A 14767-nucleotide genomic window follows, 5' to 3' on the forward strand; every position below is an offset into this window, starting at 1 on the left:
TCCCTCTCCCTCTTTGAAGAGTACTCTTTTTTTATTTGCTCTGCTTCCTGGTGTAATTAAGCAGTCCTCCCGCAAGCAGCATATCCGTCTGCCTTCCTGAGACTGAGATGTTAACCCTTATGTCGGTATTTTTTGTGATATTGCGTATTGTCAGGCAATCCCCGGCCTTTATCTGCTCTCTCGCATTCTCAATTTCCAGCCTGTCTCCCTCATCTATTTTGTCATAATCCTCTTCATTTTGAAAGGTCATGGGGATAATACCCGAATTTATTAAATTTGCCATGTGAATTCTTGCAAAGGATTTTGCAAGCACTCCCTTTATCCCGAGCTGTAAGGGCGCAAGAGCAGCGTGCTCACGGCTGGAGCCCTGTCCGTAGTTTGACCCCCCTATTATAAAGCCTCCGCCCGATTCCTTTGCTCTTTTGGGAAATTCCGCGTCACAGGGCGTCAGGCAGAACTCGGCAAGATACGGAATATTGGAGCGGAAAGGCAAAAGCTTTGCGTTTGAAGGCATTATATGATCGGTGGTAATGTTGTCTCCGACCTTTATTAAGGCACTTCCCTCCACTCTTTCCGCCATCTCGCTGTTTATAGGGAAGGGCTTTATGTTGGGGCCCCTTACTACCTCGACCTCTTTGCCCTCGGGAGCCGGAGCTATTACCATATTGTCGTCAATTTCAAAGCTCGAAGGCATTTCTATAACGGGTGCCTCTCCTAAGTCCCGGGGATCTGTCAATACACCTTCAACAGCACTTGCGGCAGCAACCTCTGGGCTTACAAGGTATACCCTCGCAGATGCCGTGCCGCTTCTGCCCTCAAAATTTCTGTTGAAGGTTCTGAGAGATACCGCATTTGAGGCGGGTGCCTGCCCCATACCAATACATGGTCCGCACGCCGACTCAAGTATTCTCGCACCTGCCGACACCATATCAGCCAGCGCGCCATTCTTTGCAAGCATGGTGAGCACCTGCTTCGACCCCGGAGATATGACAAGGCTGACATCAGGCTTTACTGTCTTGCCCTTTAAGATTTTTGCAACCTTCATCATGTCCATATATGACGAGTTGGTGCAGCTTCCTATCGCAACCTGATCCACCTTTATTTTACCTATCTCGGCTACCGAAGCGACATTATCCGGGCTGTGCGGCTGTGCCGCCAGAGGACGCAGCTCTGTAAGATCTATTTCTATCTCTTCTTCATATGCAGCGTCGGTGTCGGGAAGCAGCTCTGTCCAGTCAGCTTCCCTTCCCTGTGCTTTTAAGAATTCCCTTGTTACTTCATCACTTGGGAAAATGGAGGTTGTAGCTCCCAATTCCGCTCCCATGTTTGTTATAGTCGCCCTTTCAGGCACGGTAAGGCTTTTTATTCCTTCTCCGGCATATTCTATTACCTTCCCTACTCCACCCTTTACCGACAGCACTCTTAAGACCTCAAGAATTATATCCTTAGCCGAAACCCACGGCTTTAAGCTTCCCTTCAAATTAACCTTACAGACTCTGGGCATCATGAGGTAGTACGGGCCTCCTCCCATTGCCACTGCAACATCCAGCCCGCCCGCACCTATGGCAAGCATTCCTATTCCGCCTCCCGTGGGAGTATGGCTGTCAGACCCTAAAAGCGTCATCCCCGGAGCTCCGAATCTTTCAAGCTGCACCTGATGACAAATGCCGTTCCCCGGCCTTGAGAAATATATGCCGTGCTTTGATGCCACAGTCTGTATATATTTGTGGTCATCGGCATTTTCAAAGCCCGCTTGAAGTGTATTGTGGTCAATATATGCCACCGACTTTTTTGTCTTAACTCTGGGTATCCCTATGGCCTCAAATTGCAGATATGCCATGGTTCCTGTTGAATCCTGCGTCAGCGTCTGGTCTATCCTTATGGATATTTCCTCTCCCGCTTTCATTTCCCCGCTTATAAGGTGATCCCCTATAATCTTCTGTGCCAGATTTTGTCCCATTATAAATCCTCCCTGTATATAATTAAATTAGTAAACATTGTTTACAATGAACATTGTTTGCACCGAACATTACTTGTAATGAACATTACTTGTAATGAATATTACTTGCCAAACCCCGGCATATCGGGCACTAAAAGACTTATGGCTTGTAAAAGCTCATCGTCGCCTATTGCCGTCACCCTGCCGTCCCTGTACTGCCCGTCAACCCATTCCTTAACTACCGCTATCCTCGCATCCTTTTTATCCAGCCTCTCACTCCCCGACAGCTCAAAATACGAATTTATCCAATGTGCAATGCCGGCAAGCCCTGAGCCCTGGTTTATTGCCACCCCTATCGGTCTTTTAAGTATTTTTGCCGTGTCAAATATATTATAAATTTCTTCATCCTTTAAAAGTCCGTCGGCATGTATCCCCGCCTGCGTCACATTAAAATACTTTCCTGCAAAGGGAGTTCTGGAAGGTATTTTATACCCTATTTCGTCCTCATAGTACCTTGCGATGTCGGTTATTACCGTGGTATCCATTCCATCAGTTGTACCTCTTAGCTGTGCGTATTCAATAACCATTGCCTCCAAAGGAGTATTCCCCGTTCTCTCCCCTATCCCAAGAAGTGAGCAGTTAACGCTTGAGGCCCCATACATCCATGCAATGGATGAATTTGAAACAGCCTTATAAAAATCATTGTGCCCATGCCACTCTATCAATTCACTGGGGAAGCCTGCATGATGACGCAGCCCGTATATTATGCCCGGCACACTTCTGGGAAGTGCGGCTCCGGGATAACACACACCGTATCCCATGGTATCGCAGGCACGGATTTTTATTTGCACTCCGCTTTCCTCCATAAGCTTTCTCAGCTCAAGGGCAAAGGGAACGACAAAGCCGTAAAAGTCCGCGCGGGTTATGTCTTCAAAATGGCATCTGGGCTTTATTCCCACCTCAATAGCACTTTTTATTATCCCCATGTAGTGCTCCATAGCCTGTCTTCTTGTCATATTAAGCTTTTTAAAAATATGGTAATCGGAGCAGCTCACTAAAATCCCGCTTTCCTTCATACCCATATCCTTGGCAAGCTGAAAGTCACTCTTTGTAGCCCTGATCCAGCTTGTCACCTCCGGGTAACGATATCCCCTCTCCTGACATTTGTATACCGCCTGCTTATCCCTATCGCTGTACAGGAAAAATTCACTTTGCCTTATTATCCCGTTTGGTCCTCCAAGCTTATGTAAAAGGTCAAACAAATGAACTATCTGCTCGACAGTATATGGAGCCCTCGACTGTTGTCCGTCTCTGAAGGTGGTATCGGTGATCCATATCTCGTCGGCAGGATGCATAGGCACCCTTCTGTGGTTGAAAGTACATTTCGGTATCTCATCATAGCTGAAAATTTCCCTGTAAAGGTTGGGCTGGGCTACATCCTGAAGTGAATATCTATACTGGGTCTGCTCTAAAGTATTTGTTCTTTTATTAAATTCTATCATATCTATCCCCTCACCAATCTCATTTTTATAAATTGCAGCCGCATCGCTTCTATATAGTAATTTTGTATATGTGTATAATTGTATACAATAGTGCAATCAATGTCAATAAAATACTTTAATACTAAAGTATTTTAGTATATTTCCCGCTCAAGGCTTATATACTTTAAAGTAGATAGAAGCGCATCCTTCCCCTATATCTGGAAGTTTTTCAAATTTAGCCGCTTAGCAATACGGGCAATATATAAAAATATCTCACTCTTTGTGTTATTATCTAATCGTTAAGCTTTTCTGCTTTCGTTAAACAAAAGATCAACAAAAAAAGAAGGAGTTTTAAGAATTTATGTCGAACCCTTATTTACCTTATAACAAATTGCAACAAAGCTCGCAACTCACTAATCGTTATTAAATTTGGAGGGAAACAATATGAAGGATACAGAAAAAAACAAGGTTAATGCTTTCAGTCTCTCAATTTTATTCTCATTATTGGCAGGTGTTGTTTGGGGAATTATATCAGGTTTTATAACAAAGCAATGGGGTTCTTTTATCTTCTTTCTGCTGGCAGGTGTTGTTTCACCTATTATTGCAAAATTATTTTTGGAATCCTCGCTTAAAAAACTGGTTATATCCTTTACAAACGAAATGGAATTAATCAAGAAGGGGGATTTTTCAAGGCTTGTAGACTCTAACAGCTATGGCATTTTTAAGGGCATGTCTACCAGTGTAAACTCTGTCCTAAGCGATATACGCACATTAATAGAAGGCTTCTTTACTCTGTCTCTTTCCATTATACAATCCTCAAGAAGGGTGAGTTCAACTTCTCAAGATGCTTCATCCGCCATGACTGAAATATCCAAAACCATAGACGAAATTGCAAGGGGAGCCTCCGAACAGGCTCAAGAAGCTCAACAGGGTGTAAGTATGGTTGAAAAGCTTTCCGAGCAGATTAATTTTGTCTATGAAAGCTACAATAAGATAACACAGGAAACCACGCGAATTAATGAGTTAAATAATGTAGGTCTTGAATCCGTCAATATTCTGAGGGATAAGTCGGAAGAAAACTTCAATACCTCTGAAAAGATATTTTCAGTTGTTGAAAAGCTTACAAATACTACAAAGGATATCGGCCTTTTTGTAGAGTCTATAGAAACTATAGCAGAGCAGACAAACCTTCTTGCATTAAATGCCGCGATAGAGGCGGCAAGAGCGGGAGAAGCAGGAAAAGGCTTTGCGGTTGTGGCAGAGGAGGTCAGGAAGCTGGCTGACCAGAGCAGGAAATCCACCGAGGAGATCAACAACCTCATGCAGAGCATACAGCAGGAATCGGGGCTTGCCATACAGTCGATGGAGATAATGAAAAAGGTGTCTCAGGAGCAGAATGCCGCAGTTAACAAGACAGACAGCTCCTTTAACGACATTGCAAACGCAATTAGGGCTATTGTAACTAAGATAAATGAAGTTAACGAGTCTGTCACAAAAATGCAGACGGATAAAAATGAGGTTATTGCGGCAATTGAAAATATCTCATCTGTATCCCAGCAGACTGCAGCCTCCAGCGAGGAAGTAGCCGCAACCACAGATCAGCAGCTTAAGGCAATAGAGGACATGAAGATTGATGCCGAAAGTCTGGATTCGCTGGTACAGGAGCTTGATAAGAAGCTTAAAAAATATAAAATAAGATAGTACATACCTTTGTTTACTGAATTCCTGTGGCCTGTGTCACAGGAATTTTTTATCACACTTTTTCAAATAAAAGTGTGATAAAAATCACTAAAATATAAATAATTCTGTGATTTTGGTTGTGATACATATCAAAATGGTATATACTAATTATATAGGACGTGATAAAGATTTTACAAACATAGAGGATATAATTGCTTACATTAAGTTATATCCTCCATGTAAAATCTTTATCGCTACATATATATAAATGTGATAGAGGTGTAAGATGGAACGGCTTATTTTAAATGATTTATTGAAATGGAAGCTCTCCAAGCATCGTAAGCCGCTGATTTTAAAGGGTGTGCGGCAGGTAGGCAAGACGTGGCTCCTTAAAGAATTCGGTAAGCGATACTACGAAAATGTCGCCTATTTTAATCTCGACGAACACGAGGAATACAGGCAGTTTTTTGAAACCACTAAGGACGTGGATCGAATTCTGCAAAATCTGATTCTGGCCAGTGCGCAGAAAATCCAAGCAGAAAATACGCTGATTATTTTTGACGAGATACAAGACTGTCCAAAGGTTATCAATTCAATGAAGTACTTCTGCGAGAATGCGCCCCAGTATCATGTTGCCTGTGCAGGATCGCTGCTTGGTATTGCGCTGTCCAAACCGTCCTCATTCCCAGTGGGTAAGGTCGATTTCCTTCAAATCAACCCCATGAGCTTCACCGAATTTTTAATGGCAAATGGTGATAAAAATCTGGCGCAGTATCTCAGCAGCGTTGACACTCCTGCCCCTATACCAGATGCCTTTTTTAATCCCTTGTATGAAAAGCTGAAAATGTACTATGTCACCGGAGGTATGCCCGAGCCGGTTCTGATGTGGACTGAGGATCGTGATGTGGAGGCTGTTCAGATAGCTCTATCCAATATTATAGGAGCCTATGAGCGGGATTTTGCCAAGCACCCCGAGATAAGTGAATTCCCGAAAATCTCAATGATTTGGAGATCAATCCCTTCTCAGCTTGCCCGTGAAAATAAAAAGTTTATATATAAGGCTGTGAAGGAAGGTGCCAGAGCACGGGAATATGAGGATGCATTACAGTGGCTGGTCGACGCCAATTTGGTTAGTAAAATTTATCGCTGCTCTGCACCCGGACTGCCTATCTCGGCCTATGATGATTTATCGTCTTTCAAGCTTTACCTTGTAGATATTGGTTTACTTCGAAGACTTGCACATTTGGCTCCTACCGCTTTTGGGGAGGGTAACCGCCTGTTTACCGAGTTCAAAGGCGCACTGTCGGAAAATTATGTGCTGCAGGCACTAAAAAATCAGTTCGAGGTAACCCCCCGATACTGGTCTCAGGTCAATCCTCCCTATGAGGTGGACTTCCTTATACAGCGGGAAAATGACATCCTTCCTGTAGAGGTTAAATCTGAATCTAATACCGAAAGCCATAGTCTCAAAAAATTTAAAGAGAAGTTTGGGGATGAAACCAAGCTAAGGATACGTTTTTCCCTGAATAATCTAAAGCTGGACGGAGATATGCTCAATATTCCTCTGTTCATGGCTGATTATACCGATAAGCTGATTGGGCTGGCACTAAAAAGCAATAGGCTATATAGGACGCGATAAAGATTTTACAAACATAGAGGATATAATTGCTTACAGAAATTTTTAATAGCAACGAAAAGACGCCCAAATTATATCCTCCATGTAAAATCTTTATCGCTATATATCACTTTTGACGACAGTCAAGGTTTAAATTTAAGGGAGGGTGCAAAATGCAGCCTCCCTTAAATTGTTCCGGCGTTTACCCAAACACCTTAACTCTCTCCTCCAGCGGACCGAACTCCTTCTCTCCCGCAGGTGCGGCTGGCTTCCCAAACGGCATCTGGGCAATCAGCTTCCAGCTCTCGGGTATACTCCACGCTTCCCTTACCTCACTCTCAATCAGTGGGCTGTAGTGCTGAAGAGAGGCTCCGAAGCCTTCGGCCTCCAACAACGTCCATGTTATGTATTGCAGAATTCCTGAGGAGTGCTGGGACCAGACGGGAAAATTGTCCTTATATAAAGGGAAGCTTTCCTGAAGTCCTTCAACAATTTTCTGATCCTCAAAAAACAAAATAGAACCATAGCCGTTTCGGAAGGAATTTATCTTCTGCTCCGTCTCTGCAAAGCTTTCTGCCAGAACAATTGCCTTCAGGGCTTTGTTGGTAATATCCCATAACCTGTCATGGTGGTTTCTCAATAATAGCACTGCCCTCCCCGTCTGAGAATTAAACGCGGAAGGCGTATGCTTTACGGCATACCTTATTATTTCCTGTATTCTCTCATCAGAGGTCACTGTTTCTTTATTTATTCCATAAATAGATCGTCTGTTTGCAATAGCCTTATAAATTTCCATACTCATTCTATTACCTCCTCGTTTTTTAAGCCTTCATAGGTTATTTTTACCCTTCAAATTTAAAGCTAAACTCAATATTTAAAACATATTGCATAGTTCAAAGATTTTGTTTATAGTATATACTATAGTGAAAATGCATATTATTTGCAGATAGTAAGAGGCTGCTGCAAAAGGCGCCATACCGCAAAGCAGTATTAAAGGGGGATTTTAAGCCATGAAAATAAAGGTTGACATTATTTCAGGCTTTTTAGGAGCGGGCAAGACCACCTTGATAAAAAAGCTTATTAAGGAAAAGCTTTTTTATGAAAAGCTTGTAATAATAGAGAATGAGTTTGGAGAAATAGGCATCGACGGCTCTCTTCTAAAAAAAACAGGTATAGAGATCAAGGAAATCAACTCAGGCTGCATATGCTGCACACTTGCAGGAGATTTTGAAAAGGCTGTCAGCGAGGTAATACAAAAATACTCTCCCGAGAGAATAATTATAGAGCCTTCGGGAGTGGGTAAGCTTTCGGATATAATAAAGTCCTGTAAAAGTCCTCGTCTTAAGGACTTGTTGAATATTAACATGCTTATAACCGTGGTTGACACCGAGAGGTACGCCATGTATCTTTCAAACTTCGGAGAATTTTTTAAGGATCAGATAAAATCAGCCAAAACCGTCATACTAAGCAGAACACAAAAATGCGGCAGCACGGAGCTGGAGCAAGCCGTATCTTCAATAAATGCACTAAACAGTACGTGCAATGTCATAACAACCCCGTGGGAAGACCTTAACGCAGAAATAATTATTTCCGCTGCGGAGCAGAATGCTCTGGAATTGCTTGAGAAGGAAATCAGAAATGCCTGTAAAAATGAGCATTCGCATTGCGGCTGTGGGCATGAGCATGGGCATTCGCATTCGCATTGCGGCTGCGGCCATGAGCATGGGCATTCGCATTCCGGCAGCGCAGACGATACCTTCACCGCATGGGGTGCCGAAACCCCAAAAATATATTCACAAAATCAGCTTGAGGATATTCTTAAGTCCATAAGCGAAAGCAAGTCATATGGAATGGTGCTTCGAGGCAAGGGTATATTACAGGTGCAGGATGGCAGGTGGGTACAGTTCGACTATGTATCGGGAGAGTATGACATTAAAAGCACGTCCTCAAGCTATACCGGCCGCCTGTGTATAATAGGCAGGGATTTAAAAAAAGACAGGCTATGTGAGCTGTTCAAGGTTAATACACAGGCGAGGTGAAGAATGAAACCGCAAATAGATATAGTAACGGGATTTTTAGGCTCAGGCAAAACCACCTTTATAAACCAGCTGATTAAAAGCAAGAGAATGTCAGGGCAGCGCATTGTGGTGGTCCAGTGTGAGTCGGGAGAAGAAAAGGCAATATCCCCTCCCTCCTCCAAGAACGGAGATGTATACATTAAAAGGGTGGATAGTGAAAGGTCAATAACCCCTCTTTACATATCGGAAATTATAAAAAAGCATCTTCCCCACAGGATTATTATAGAACATAACGGTATGTCAAGGGTGGGAGATTTGCTTTCGGTGCTGGGACATTACAGCCTAATGGGAACGTGCAGTGTCGATATGATTTTTCATATGGCGCACGCCTCCACGTTTGATGTCTTTATGAGCAATATGGGAAATATACTTGAAGAGCAGATTGTAAACAGTCAGGCAATTATTATCAACAATGCCGATAATGCTTCGAAATATAAAATAAATAAAATAATAAGCACCCTTTCCTCCATAAACAGCTCGGCGAGGGTAATTACAGTGTCCTTTAAGGATGATCTCAGCAAAGCCATTGACAGCGGCTCACTGTATCCACAAAAAACGGGCTTGATTTCCAAGCCCTCTGATGTGCTTTTTTTGCTGTTCGCCGTGTTTTCAGTTTCATATTTTCTATACACGGTATTCATAGCAACAGGGCTATTTAAGCTTGATTTCTCCCGGCTTCAGTTGTTCAACACAGTATTTATAAGCATTTTGATACAGGCCTTTCCCTTTATACTTGTAGGCGTGCTGATATCCTCCATACTTCAGGTTTTTGTAAGTGAAGAAACCATTATACGGATGTTTCCCCGTAATAATGCAGTGGCATTTGGAACCGCGGTAATTTCAGGAATATTTTTCCCGGTATGCGACTGTGCAATTGTTCCCGTAGTGGGAAGACTGGTGAAAAAAGGAGTCCCCCTCCCGGCGGCAATGACATTTATGCTGGCCGCGCCGATAGTTAATCCCATAGTTATCGCCTCCACCTTTTATGCGTTTCCGGGACAAGTTAAGGTGGTTCTGTTAAGGACGTTTCTGGGAATAGCTATTGCGGTAGCAGTTGGAATAGTATTTCTGATTTTCCCTCACAACAGCCCTTTAGCTGATGATAGAAGCATAAGGCGGGATGCATGTGCGTGCGGCTTCTGTGATAATGGATACGCAGGAAAAAAGGGATTTATGCCAAAGCTTGAGGCAATATGTATGCACGCTGCTTCAGAGTTTTTCGAGGTGGGAAAGTTTCTTGTGATTGGAGCGTTTATTTCCACCGTAATGCTTACCTTTGTCCCTAAGGAGGTACTCTCGGGTCTGGGAGGAGAAAATGCTGCATCCCTGCTTGTTATGATGGCTGCGGCCTTTATATTCTCAGTATGCTCCACATCAGATGCCTTTATAGCACGCACCTTTACAGGGCAGTTCCCCTTAAGCTCCATTATGGGCTTTCTGGTGCTTGGCCCAATGTTCGACATAAAAAACCTTCTCATGCTTTTAGGAAGCTTTAAAAAGAGCTTTGTAATTAGGCTTGTGCTTGCTATTGCCGTTGTCTCCTTTGCCGTGCTGTACTTATTAACACCGATACTGTTATAGGAGTGACCGTTATGTATAATGTCAGATATAGAAGATTTAATGTTGAGGCTTTAATTAAAGCTGCAATCATGTTGGGCTTTGCACTGTTTTTTTATATAACAATTCGTTCGGGAACTGTCCAGCTTTATGTTCATCCCAGAATTGTGCCTTATATGAAATTTTCAATTGCTGCTATGCTGCTCATAGCGGTATTCCTTGTAAGGTCAGCATTTATGCCCCAGGTAGCAAGGGTAAAAACAGCGTATCTGCTCTTTTTTATAATACCTCTTGCCGCTTCCTTTCTAATACCTCCAAGTGTTATGGATACCTCGGGATTATCAGGGAACAATTTTAAGCCCTCTCAGCAGCCCAAAGCCGCGCCTGCCTCAGACGGCAGCCTCTCGTCAGATTTTACGTCGCCTGATGATGTCGGCAGCCTTATTAACGAGTACCCCGGGACATCCGAAGAGCTTTATGAAATCCCCGAATATCAGGAGGACCCCATAGATATCCAGCCGCAGCTTCAGGGGGATAAGGTCATAGTTGACGATGCAAGCTTTGCTGTTTGGAATGACGAGCTGTACTATAACGTGGATAAGTATGCCGGAAAAGGCATTGAAATAAAAGGACAGGTTTTAAAGGATTCCCAGCTAAAGCCCGATGAATTTGTGGTGGTAAGACTTATGATGTCATGCTGCACGGCTGATCTTCAGCCTATAGGGATTATATGCCGTTATGACGATGCGGGCAAGCTTGCGAGCAACACCTGGATAAAGATAAATGGGAAAATCGTGCGGGATAGTTATGAGGGCGAGCTTTACCCCCTGATTGAGGTAGAATCTGTGGAAAATGCTTCTAAACCGGAGGAGGAATACCTCTACCCCTGATTGATTAAGCTATATTTTGGAAATACTTTGCTACAGGACATATATAAGTCTATTTCCCTTTAAGATAAAATTTCTTGCATATGCTTGGATTTTATACTATATTAATATATAATAATGCAAACGCAAATCATTTGCAAATATACTTTTAGGAGGATATACCGTATATGAAAAGAATTATGACAAGCTTTATATGCCTTGTGCTGACTTTGGGAATGGGCTTTCTTTCAGGCTGTTCCGCTAAACCGGCTGAAAACACCTCTGCAGGAGAGGAAAAAAAGCTTTCTGTTTTTGCAAGCTTCTACACTATGTATGACTTTACTAAAAAAATAGGAGGTGATAGAATTAATGTTACAAACATTATTCCCTCGGGAGTGGAAGCCCACCACTGGGAGCCGTCGCCCTCGGATATCGCAAGCCTTAAAAACGCCGACATGTTCGTATATAATGGGGTTGGTATGGAAGGCTGGGTGGACAAGGTTCTTGAATCCTTAAAAAGTGACAAGCTTGTAGCTGTAGATACCTCAAAGAGCGCAACTCTGCTGGAAAAGAGCAGTTCAGGTAAAGAGCATGAGCATGAGCACGAGGGTGAGCATGAGGAAGAAGAGCATGAAGCCGGACACGAGGAAGGCCATAATCACGGTGATCTTAAATATGACCCTCATATATGGCTTGATCCCATGAATGCCAAAAAACAGATGGAGGCTATAAAAGATGCGCTGGTAAAAGTAGATCCGTCAAACAAGGATTATTATGAACAGAATTATCAAGATAACGCCAAAAAGCTGGACGAGCTGGATAAAGCCTTTAAGGATGCCGCTTCAGGCTTTAAAACAAAGGATATCGTGGTCAGCCATAAGGCCTTTGGATATTTATGCAATGCATATGGACTGAATCAGGTTGCAATTGAGGGACTGAATGCCGAGTCGGAGCCTACTGCTGCAAAAATGGCGGAGATAGTAGACTTTGTAAAAAAGAACAATGTGAAGTATATCTTTACAGAGGAGCTGTTAAGCCCTAAGACGGCAGAGGCAATCGCAAAGGAATCGGGAGCGCAGGTAGCTGTTTTAAGCCCTGTCGAAGGACTTGAGGAAAAGGATATTCAGGCTGGACAGGAATATCTGTCGGTGATGCGGAGAAATCTGGAGGTTCTTAAAAAAGCTCTTGAATAAAAGTATTGGAAAGATGTGAAAATGGACAAATTAATTGAAGTACGAAATCTTAATTTTGGTTACAGTGACAAACTCATACTAAGGGATATCAGCTTATACGTTAACAGAGGGGATTTTTTGGGAATTATAGGTGCAAACGGCTCCGGGAAAAGTACCCTGCTTAAGCTTATGCTGAGAACCCTGACGCCAATCAGCGGGCATATAAGCCTGCTTGGCCAGAATATAAAGGATTTTAAGCGCTGGAGTAAAATAGGCTACATATCACAAAAGGCAACCTCCTTCAACGGAAGCTTCCCCGCTACCGTTGAGGAGGTTGTTCAGGCTAATCTGTTTTCAGACATAGGTCTTTTTAAATATCCTAAAAAAATACATAAGGAAATGGTTTATCATGCTCTTGAAAGGGTTGAAATGCACAATTACGCCAAAAGGCTGATGGGAAACTTATCCGGGGGCCAGCAGCAAAGGGTGTTTTTAGCGAGGGTTCTTGTTAATAGCCCCGAGTTGATTTTTTTGGATGAGCCGACATCAGGAATCGACGCCAGATCTGAGGAAGCGGTGTATTGTCTGCTTGCGCGGCTTAATCACGAGCTTGGCCTGACTGTTGTCATGGTTACTCATGACCTTGGAGCCATTATGGCCCATTCTAACCGGCTTATCTGTCTTGGAGAGAACGGCTTGCTGGAGCATGACCCGTCTCATGGACTGACAAGAGATGTTGTTACCCAAATATACGGGTATGACATAAACCTGCATTTGTCAGGCTCGGGCCACTGTAAAAACTGTACAAGAAAAGAGGGCAAATAATGCTGGATATCCTGCAATACGAATTTATGCAAAAGGCCTTTGCAGTAGGTCTTCTTATCGCGGCTATAACTCCGTGCATAGGGGTTGTCGTGGTTCTCAAAAGGCTTTCCATGATGGGAGATGCCTTGTCCCATACCTCGCTTGCCGGGGTAACGGCGGGACTGGTGTCAGGGCTAAATCCCATACTGGGCGCGGTGGTTTTTGCCGTTGCTTCCGCACTTGGTATCGAGCAGGTGAGGAAGGCATTTCCACGGTATTCCGAAATTGCGATTGCGGTAATTATGTCCACAGGTATAGGTCTTGCAGGTGTGCTGTCAGGCTTTGTTAAAAACAGCGCAAGTCTTAACAGCTTCCTTTTCGGAAGCATTGTAGCCATAACCGATTTTGAGCTTTTTATGGTTATAGTTCTCAGCATCGTAGTAATTTTATCGGTAATTGTGCTGTACAAGGAATTGTTCTATTGTACCTTTGACGAGGAGTCGGCAAGGCTTGCAGGCGTTCCCGTAAAAGCCGTAAATTTTATATTTACCCTGCTTACCGCCATTACCATTTCAATATCGGTAAGGACGGTTGGGACTCTTATTATATCCTCGCTTCTGGTTCTCCCTGTAGCCTCGGCTATGCAGCTTGCCAAAAGCTATAAGCAGACGGTCATTCTTTCTGTGCTTCTGTCTGTATTTTTCACCTTCTCTGGACTTTATATTTCCTACTATGCAAATTTAAAGCCGGGAGGCACTATAGTGCTTATAGGCGTAATTGCACTTATCTCTATACTTGCCTTTAAAAAAATATCCTCAAGACTCAGGATGAAAAAAACCTATATCAAGTCGGCTTGATAAAAATTTAAAAAATTTTTAAAAAAAGTATTGACACTACTCAAAACGAGTATTATAATTTGTTACATACACTGGTAATTGATGATTTATTAACGGTCCTTACTTTATTGGAATGTTGACTGTGTTTAAGAAGCTTTACATGACTTATATATTTGCAGTTATCTATATGATTATTAGTGCTTTTAAATGTACTTATAGGGCTGTGGTACATTTACACGGTGTTTAAAAAATGCATTGGTATAATTGTGCTTTGGGATATTTTTTAAGATATTCGGATAAGGCATGAGGCTGCTAATGCAAAAGGCAAAAAAGAAGCTCAAGCCGTAAATGCTTTTGTTTTCTTCGGATGCCGATGTTTTACTGATTTGTAAAAAGGGGAATATACAAATTGCTGGATGACAACATATCCAAACTAAGAGATGCACTAATTAACGAAGCACAAAAACGTAGCTTGGATACAGATACGGTTTTAGAATTGAGCGAAAGGCTTGACGAATTGATTTTAAAGGCATTGCAAAATCAATGAGCATTCCTTAAGCTAACGCAGCATTGTACAATATTTTATTTAGGCCTGTCAGCCTATATGCAAACAGTTGCGACCTGTTTAAATATATTTTGCTGATATATACTTAAAATAGGCGGCAGCATACTTACCTTTTACTACATATATTCTTCTTGTTGCAAACAAAACAGGAGAACGGTTATATTAACCCGCTTT

General features: G+C 42.7%; 12 protein-coding genes. 9 read left to right on the forward strand and 3 right to left on the reverse strand.

Annotation, left to right across the window (positions count from 1 at the left end; translation table 11 throughout):
* Positions 1-31: 31 nt before the first annotated feature.
* Positions 32-1960, reverse strand: a complete 1929-nt coding sequence (locus DFR58_RS05040) for an aconitate hydratase (RefSeq protein WP_114296720.1) — start codon at positions 1958-1960, stop codon at positions 32-34.
* Between the two features lie 101 nt (positions 1961-2061).
* Positions 2062-3441: a beta/alpha barrel domain-containing protein gene (locus tag DFR58_RS05045; RefSeq protein WP_114296721.1), complete on the reverse strand. Its 1380-nt coding sequence runs from the start codon at positions 3439-3441 to the stop codon at positions 2062-2064.
* A 423-nt stretch (positions 3442-3864) separates the two neighbouring features.
* Here DFR58_RS05045 and DFR58_RS05050 point away from each other — a divergent pair, with 423 nt between their 5' ends.
* Both DFR58_RS05050 and DFR58_RS05055 read left to right on the forward strand, forming a co-directional pair.
* Complete coding sequence (locus DFR58_RS05050; RefSeq protein ID WP_114296722.1) at positions 3865-5121, forward strand: methyl-accepting chemotaxis protein; 1257 nt, start codon at positions 3865-3867, stop codon at positions 5119-5121.
* Positions 5122-5386: 265 nt separating this feature from the next.
* Positions 5387-6739, forward strand: coding sequence for an ATP-binding protein (locus tag DFR58_RS05055; protein WP_114296723.1), 1353 nt, complete (start codon positions 5387-5389; stop codon positions 6737-6739).
* A 178-nt stretch (positions 6740-6917) separates the two neighbouring features.
* Here DFR58_RS05055 and DFR58_RS05060 read toward each other — a convergent pair whose 3' ends face one another.
* The gene (locus tag DFR58_RS05060; RefSeq protein WP_114296724.1) at positions 6918-7517 is read right to left on the reverse strand and encodes a nitroreductase family protein; all 600 of its coding nucleotides are present in this window, start codon (positions 7515-7517) and stop codon (positions 6918-6920) included.
* 208 nt (positions 7518-7725) lie between these two features.
* Between DFR58_RS05060 and DFR58_RS05065 the strand changes: the two genes are divergently transcribed.
* The 7 genes from DFR58_RS05065 (at position 7726) to DFR58_RS05095 (ending at position 14575) form a co-directional block, all read left to right on the forward strand.
* Positions 7726-8754, forward strand: a complete 1029-nt coding sequence (locus tag DFR58_RS05065; protein WP_114296725.1) for a CobW family GTP-binding protein — start codon at positions 7726-7728, stop codon at positions 8752-8754.
* A gap of 3 nt (positions 8755-8757) precedes the next feature.
* A complete protein-coding gene (locus tag DFR58_RS05070) occupies positions 8758-10374 on the forward strand; it encodes a permease (protein ID WP_114296726.1) in 1617 nt (538 codons plus the stop codon).
* 11 nt (positions 10375-10385) lie between these two features.
* Positions 10386-11240 (forward strand): TIGR03943 family putative permease subunit, encoded by an 855-nt coding sequence (locus tag DFR58_RS05075; RefSeq protein ID WP_114296727.1) that lies wholly within the window; start codon positions 10386-10388, stop codon positions 11238-11240.
* 164 nt (positions 11241-11404) lie between these two features.
* Complete coding sequence (locus DFR58_RS05080; RefSeq protein WP_114296728.1) at positions 11405-12409, forward strand: metal ABC transporter substrate-binding protein; 1005 nt, start codon at positions 11405-11407, stop codon at positions 12407-12409.
* Between the two features lie 21 nt (positions 12410-12430).
* Positions 12431-13213: a metal ABC transporter ATP-binding protein gene (locus tag DFR58_RS05085; protein ID WP_114296729.1), complete on the forward strand. Its 783-nt coding sequence runs from the start codon at positions 12431-12433 to the stop codon at positions 13211-13213.
* Entirely contained in the window at positions 13213-14049 is an 837-nt protein-coding gene (locus DFR58_RS05090; protein WP_114296730.1) for a metal ABC transporter permease, read from the forward strand. The genes DFR58_RS05085 and DFR58_RS05090 overlap by 1 nt, the downstream gene beginning before the upstream one ends.
* A gap of 388 nt (positions 14050-14437) precedes the next feature.
* Positions 14438-14575, forward strand: a complete 138-nt coding sequence (locus DFR58_RS05095; RefSeq protein WP_170138041.1) for an aspartyl-phosphate phosphatase Spo0E family protein — start codon at positions 14438-14440, stop codon at positions 14573-14575.
* Positions 14576-14767: the final 192 nt, after the last annotated feature.

The organism is Anaerobacterium chartisolvens (assembly GCF_003337415.1).
Classification (GTDB): domain Bacteria; phylum Bacillota; class Clostridia; order Acetivibrionales; family DSM-27016; genus Anaerobacterium; species Anaerobacterium chartisolvens.

Coding starts and splice junctions, on each gene's coding strand:
- DFR58_RS05040 (WP_114296720.1), bottom strand. CDS start 1,960: ATGGGACAAAATCTGGCACAGAAGATTATAGGGGATCACCTTATAAGC.
- DFR58_RS05045 (WP_114296721.1), bottom strand. CDS start 3,441: ATGATAGAATTTAATAAAAGAACAAATACTTTAGAGCAGACCCAGTAT.
- DFR58_RS05050 (WP_114296722.1), top strand. CDS start 3,865: ATGAAGGATACAGAAAAAAACAAGGTTAATGCTTTCAGTCTCTCAATT.
- DFR58_RS05055 (WP_114296723.1), top strand. CDS start 5,387: ATGGAACGGCTTATTTTAAATGATTTATTGAAATGGAAGCTCTCCAAG.
- DFR58_RS05060 (WP_114296724.1), bottom strand. CDS start 7,517: ATGAGTATGGAAATTTATAAGGCTATTGCAAACAGACGATCTATTTAT.
- DFR58_RS05065 (WP_114296725.1), top strand. CDS start 7,726: ATGAAAATAAAGGTTGACATTATTTCAGGCTTTTTAGGAGCGGGCAAG.
- DFR58_RS05070 (WP_114296726.1), top strand. CDS start 8,758: ATGAAACCGCAAATAGATATAGTAACGGGATTTTTAGGCTCAGGCAAA.
- DFR58_RS05075 (WP_114296727.1), top strand. CDS start 10,386: ATGTATAATGTCAGATATAGAAGATTTAATGTTGAGGCTTTAATTAAA.
- DFR58_RS05080 (WP_114296728.1), top strand. CDS start 11,405: ATGAAAAGAATTATGACAAGCTTTATATGCCTTGTGCTGACTTTGGGA.
- DFR58_RS05085 (WP_114296729.1), top strand. CDS start 12,431: ATGGACAAATTAATTGAAGTACGAAATCTTAATTTTGGTTACAGTGAC.
- DFR58_RS05090 (WP_114296730.1), top strand. CDS start 13,213: ATGCTGGATATCCTGCAATACGAATTTATGCAAAAGGCCTTTGCAGTA.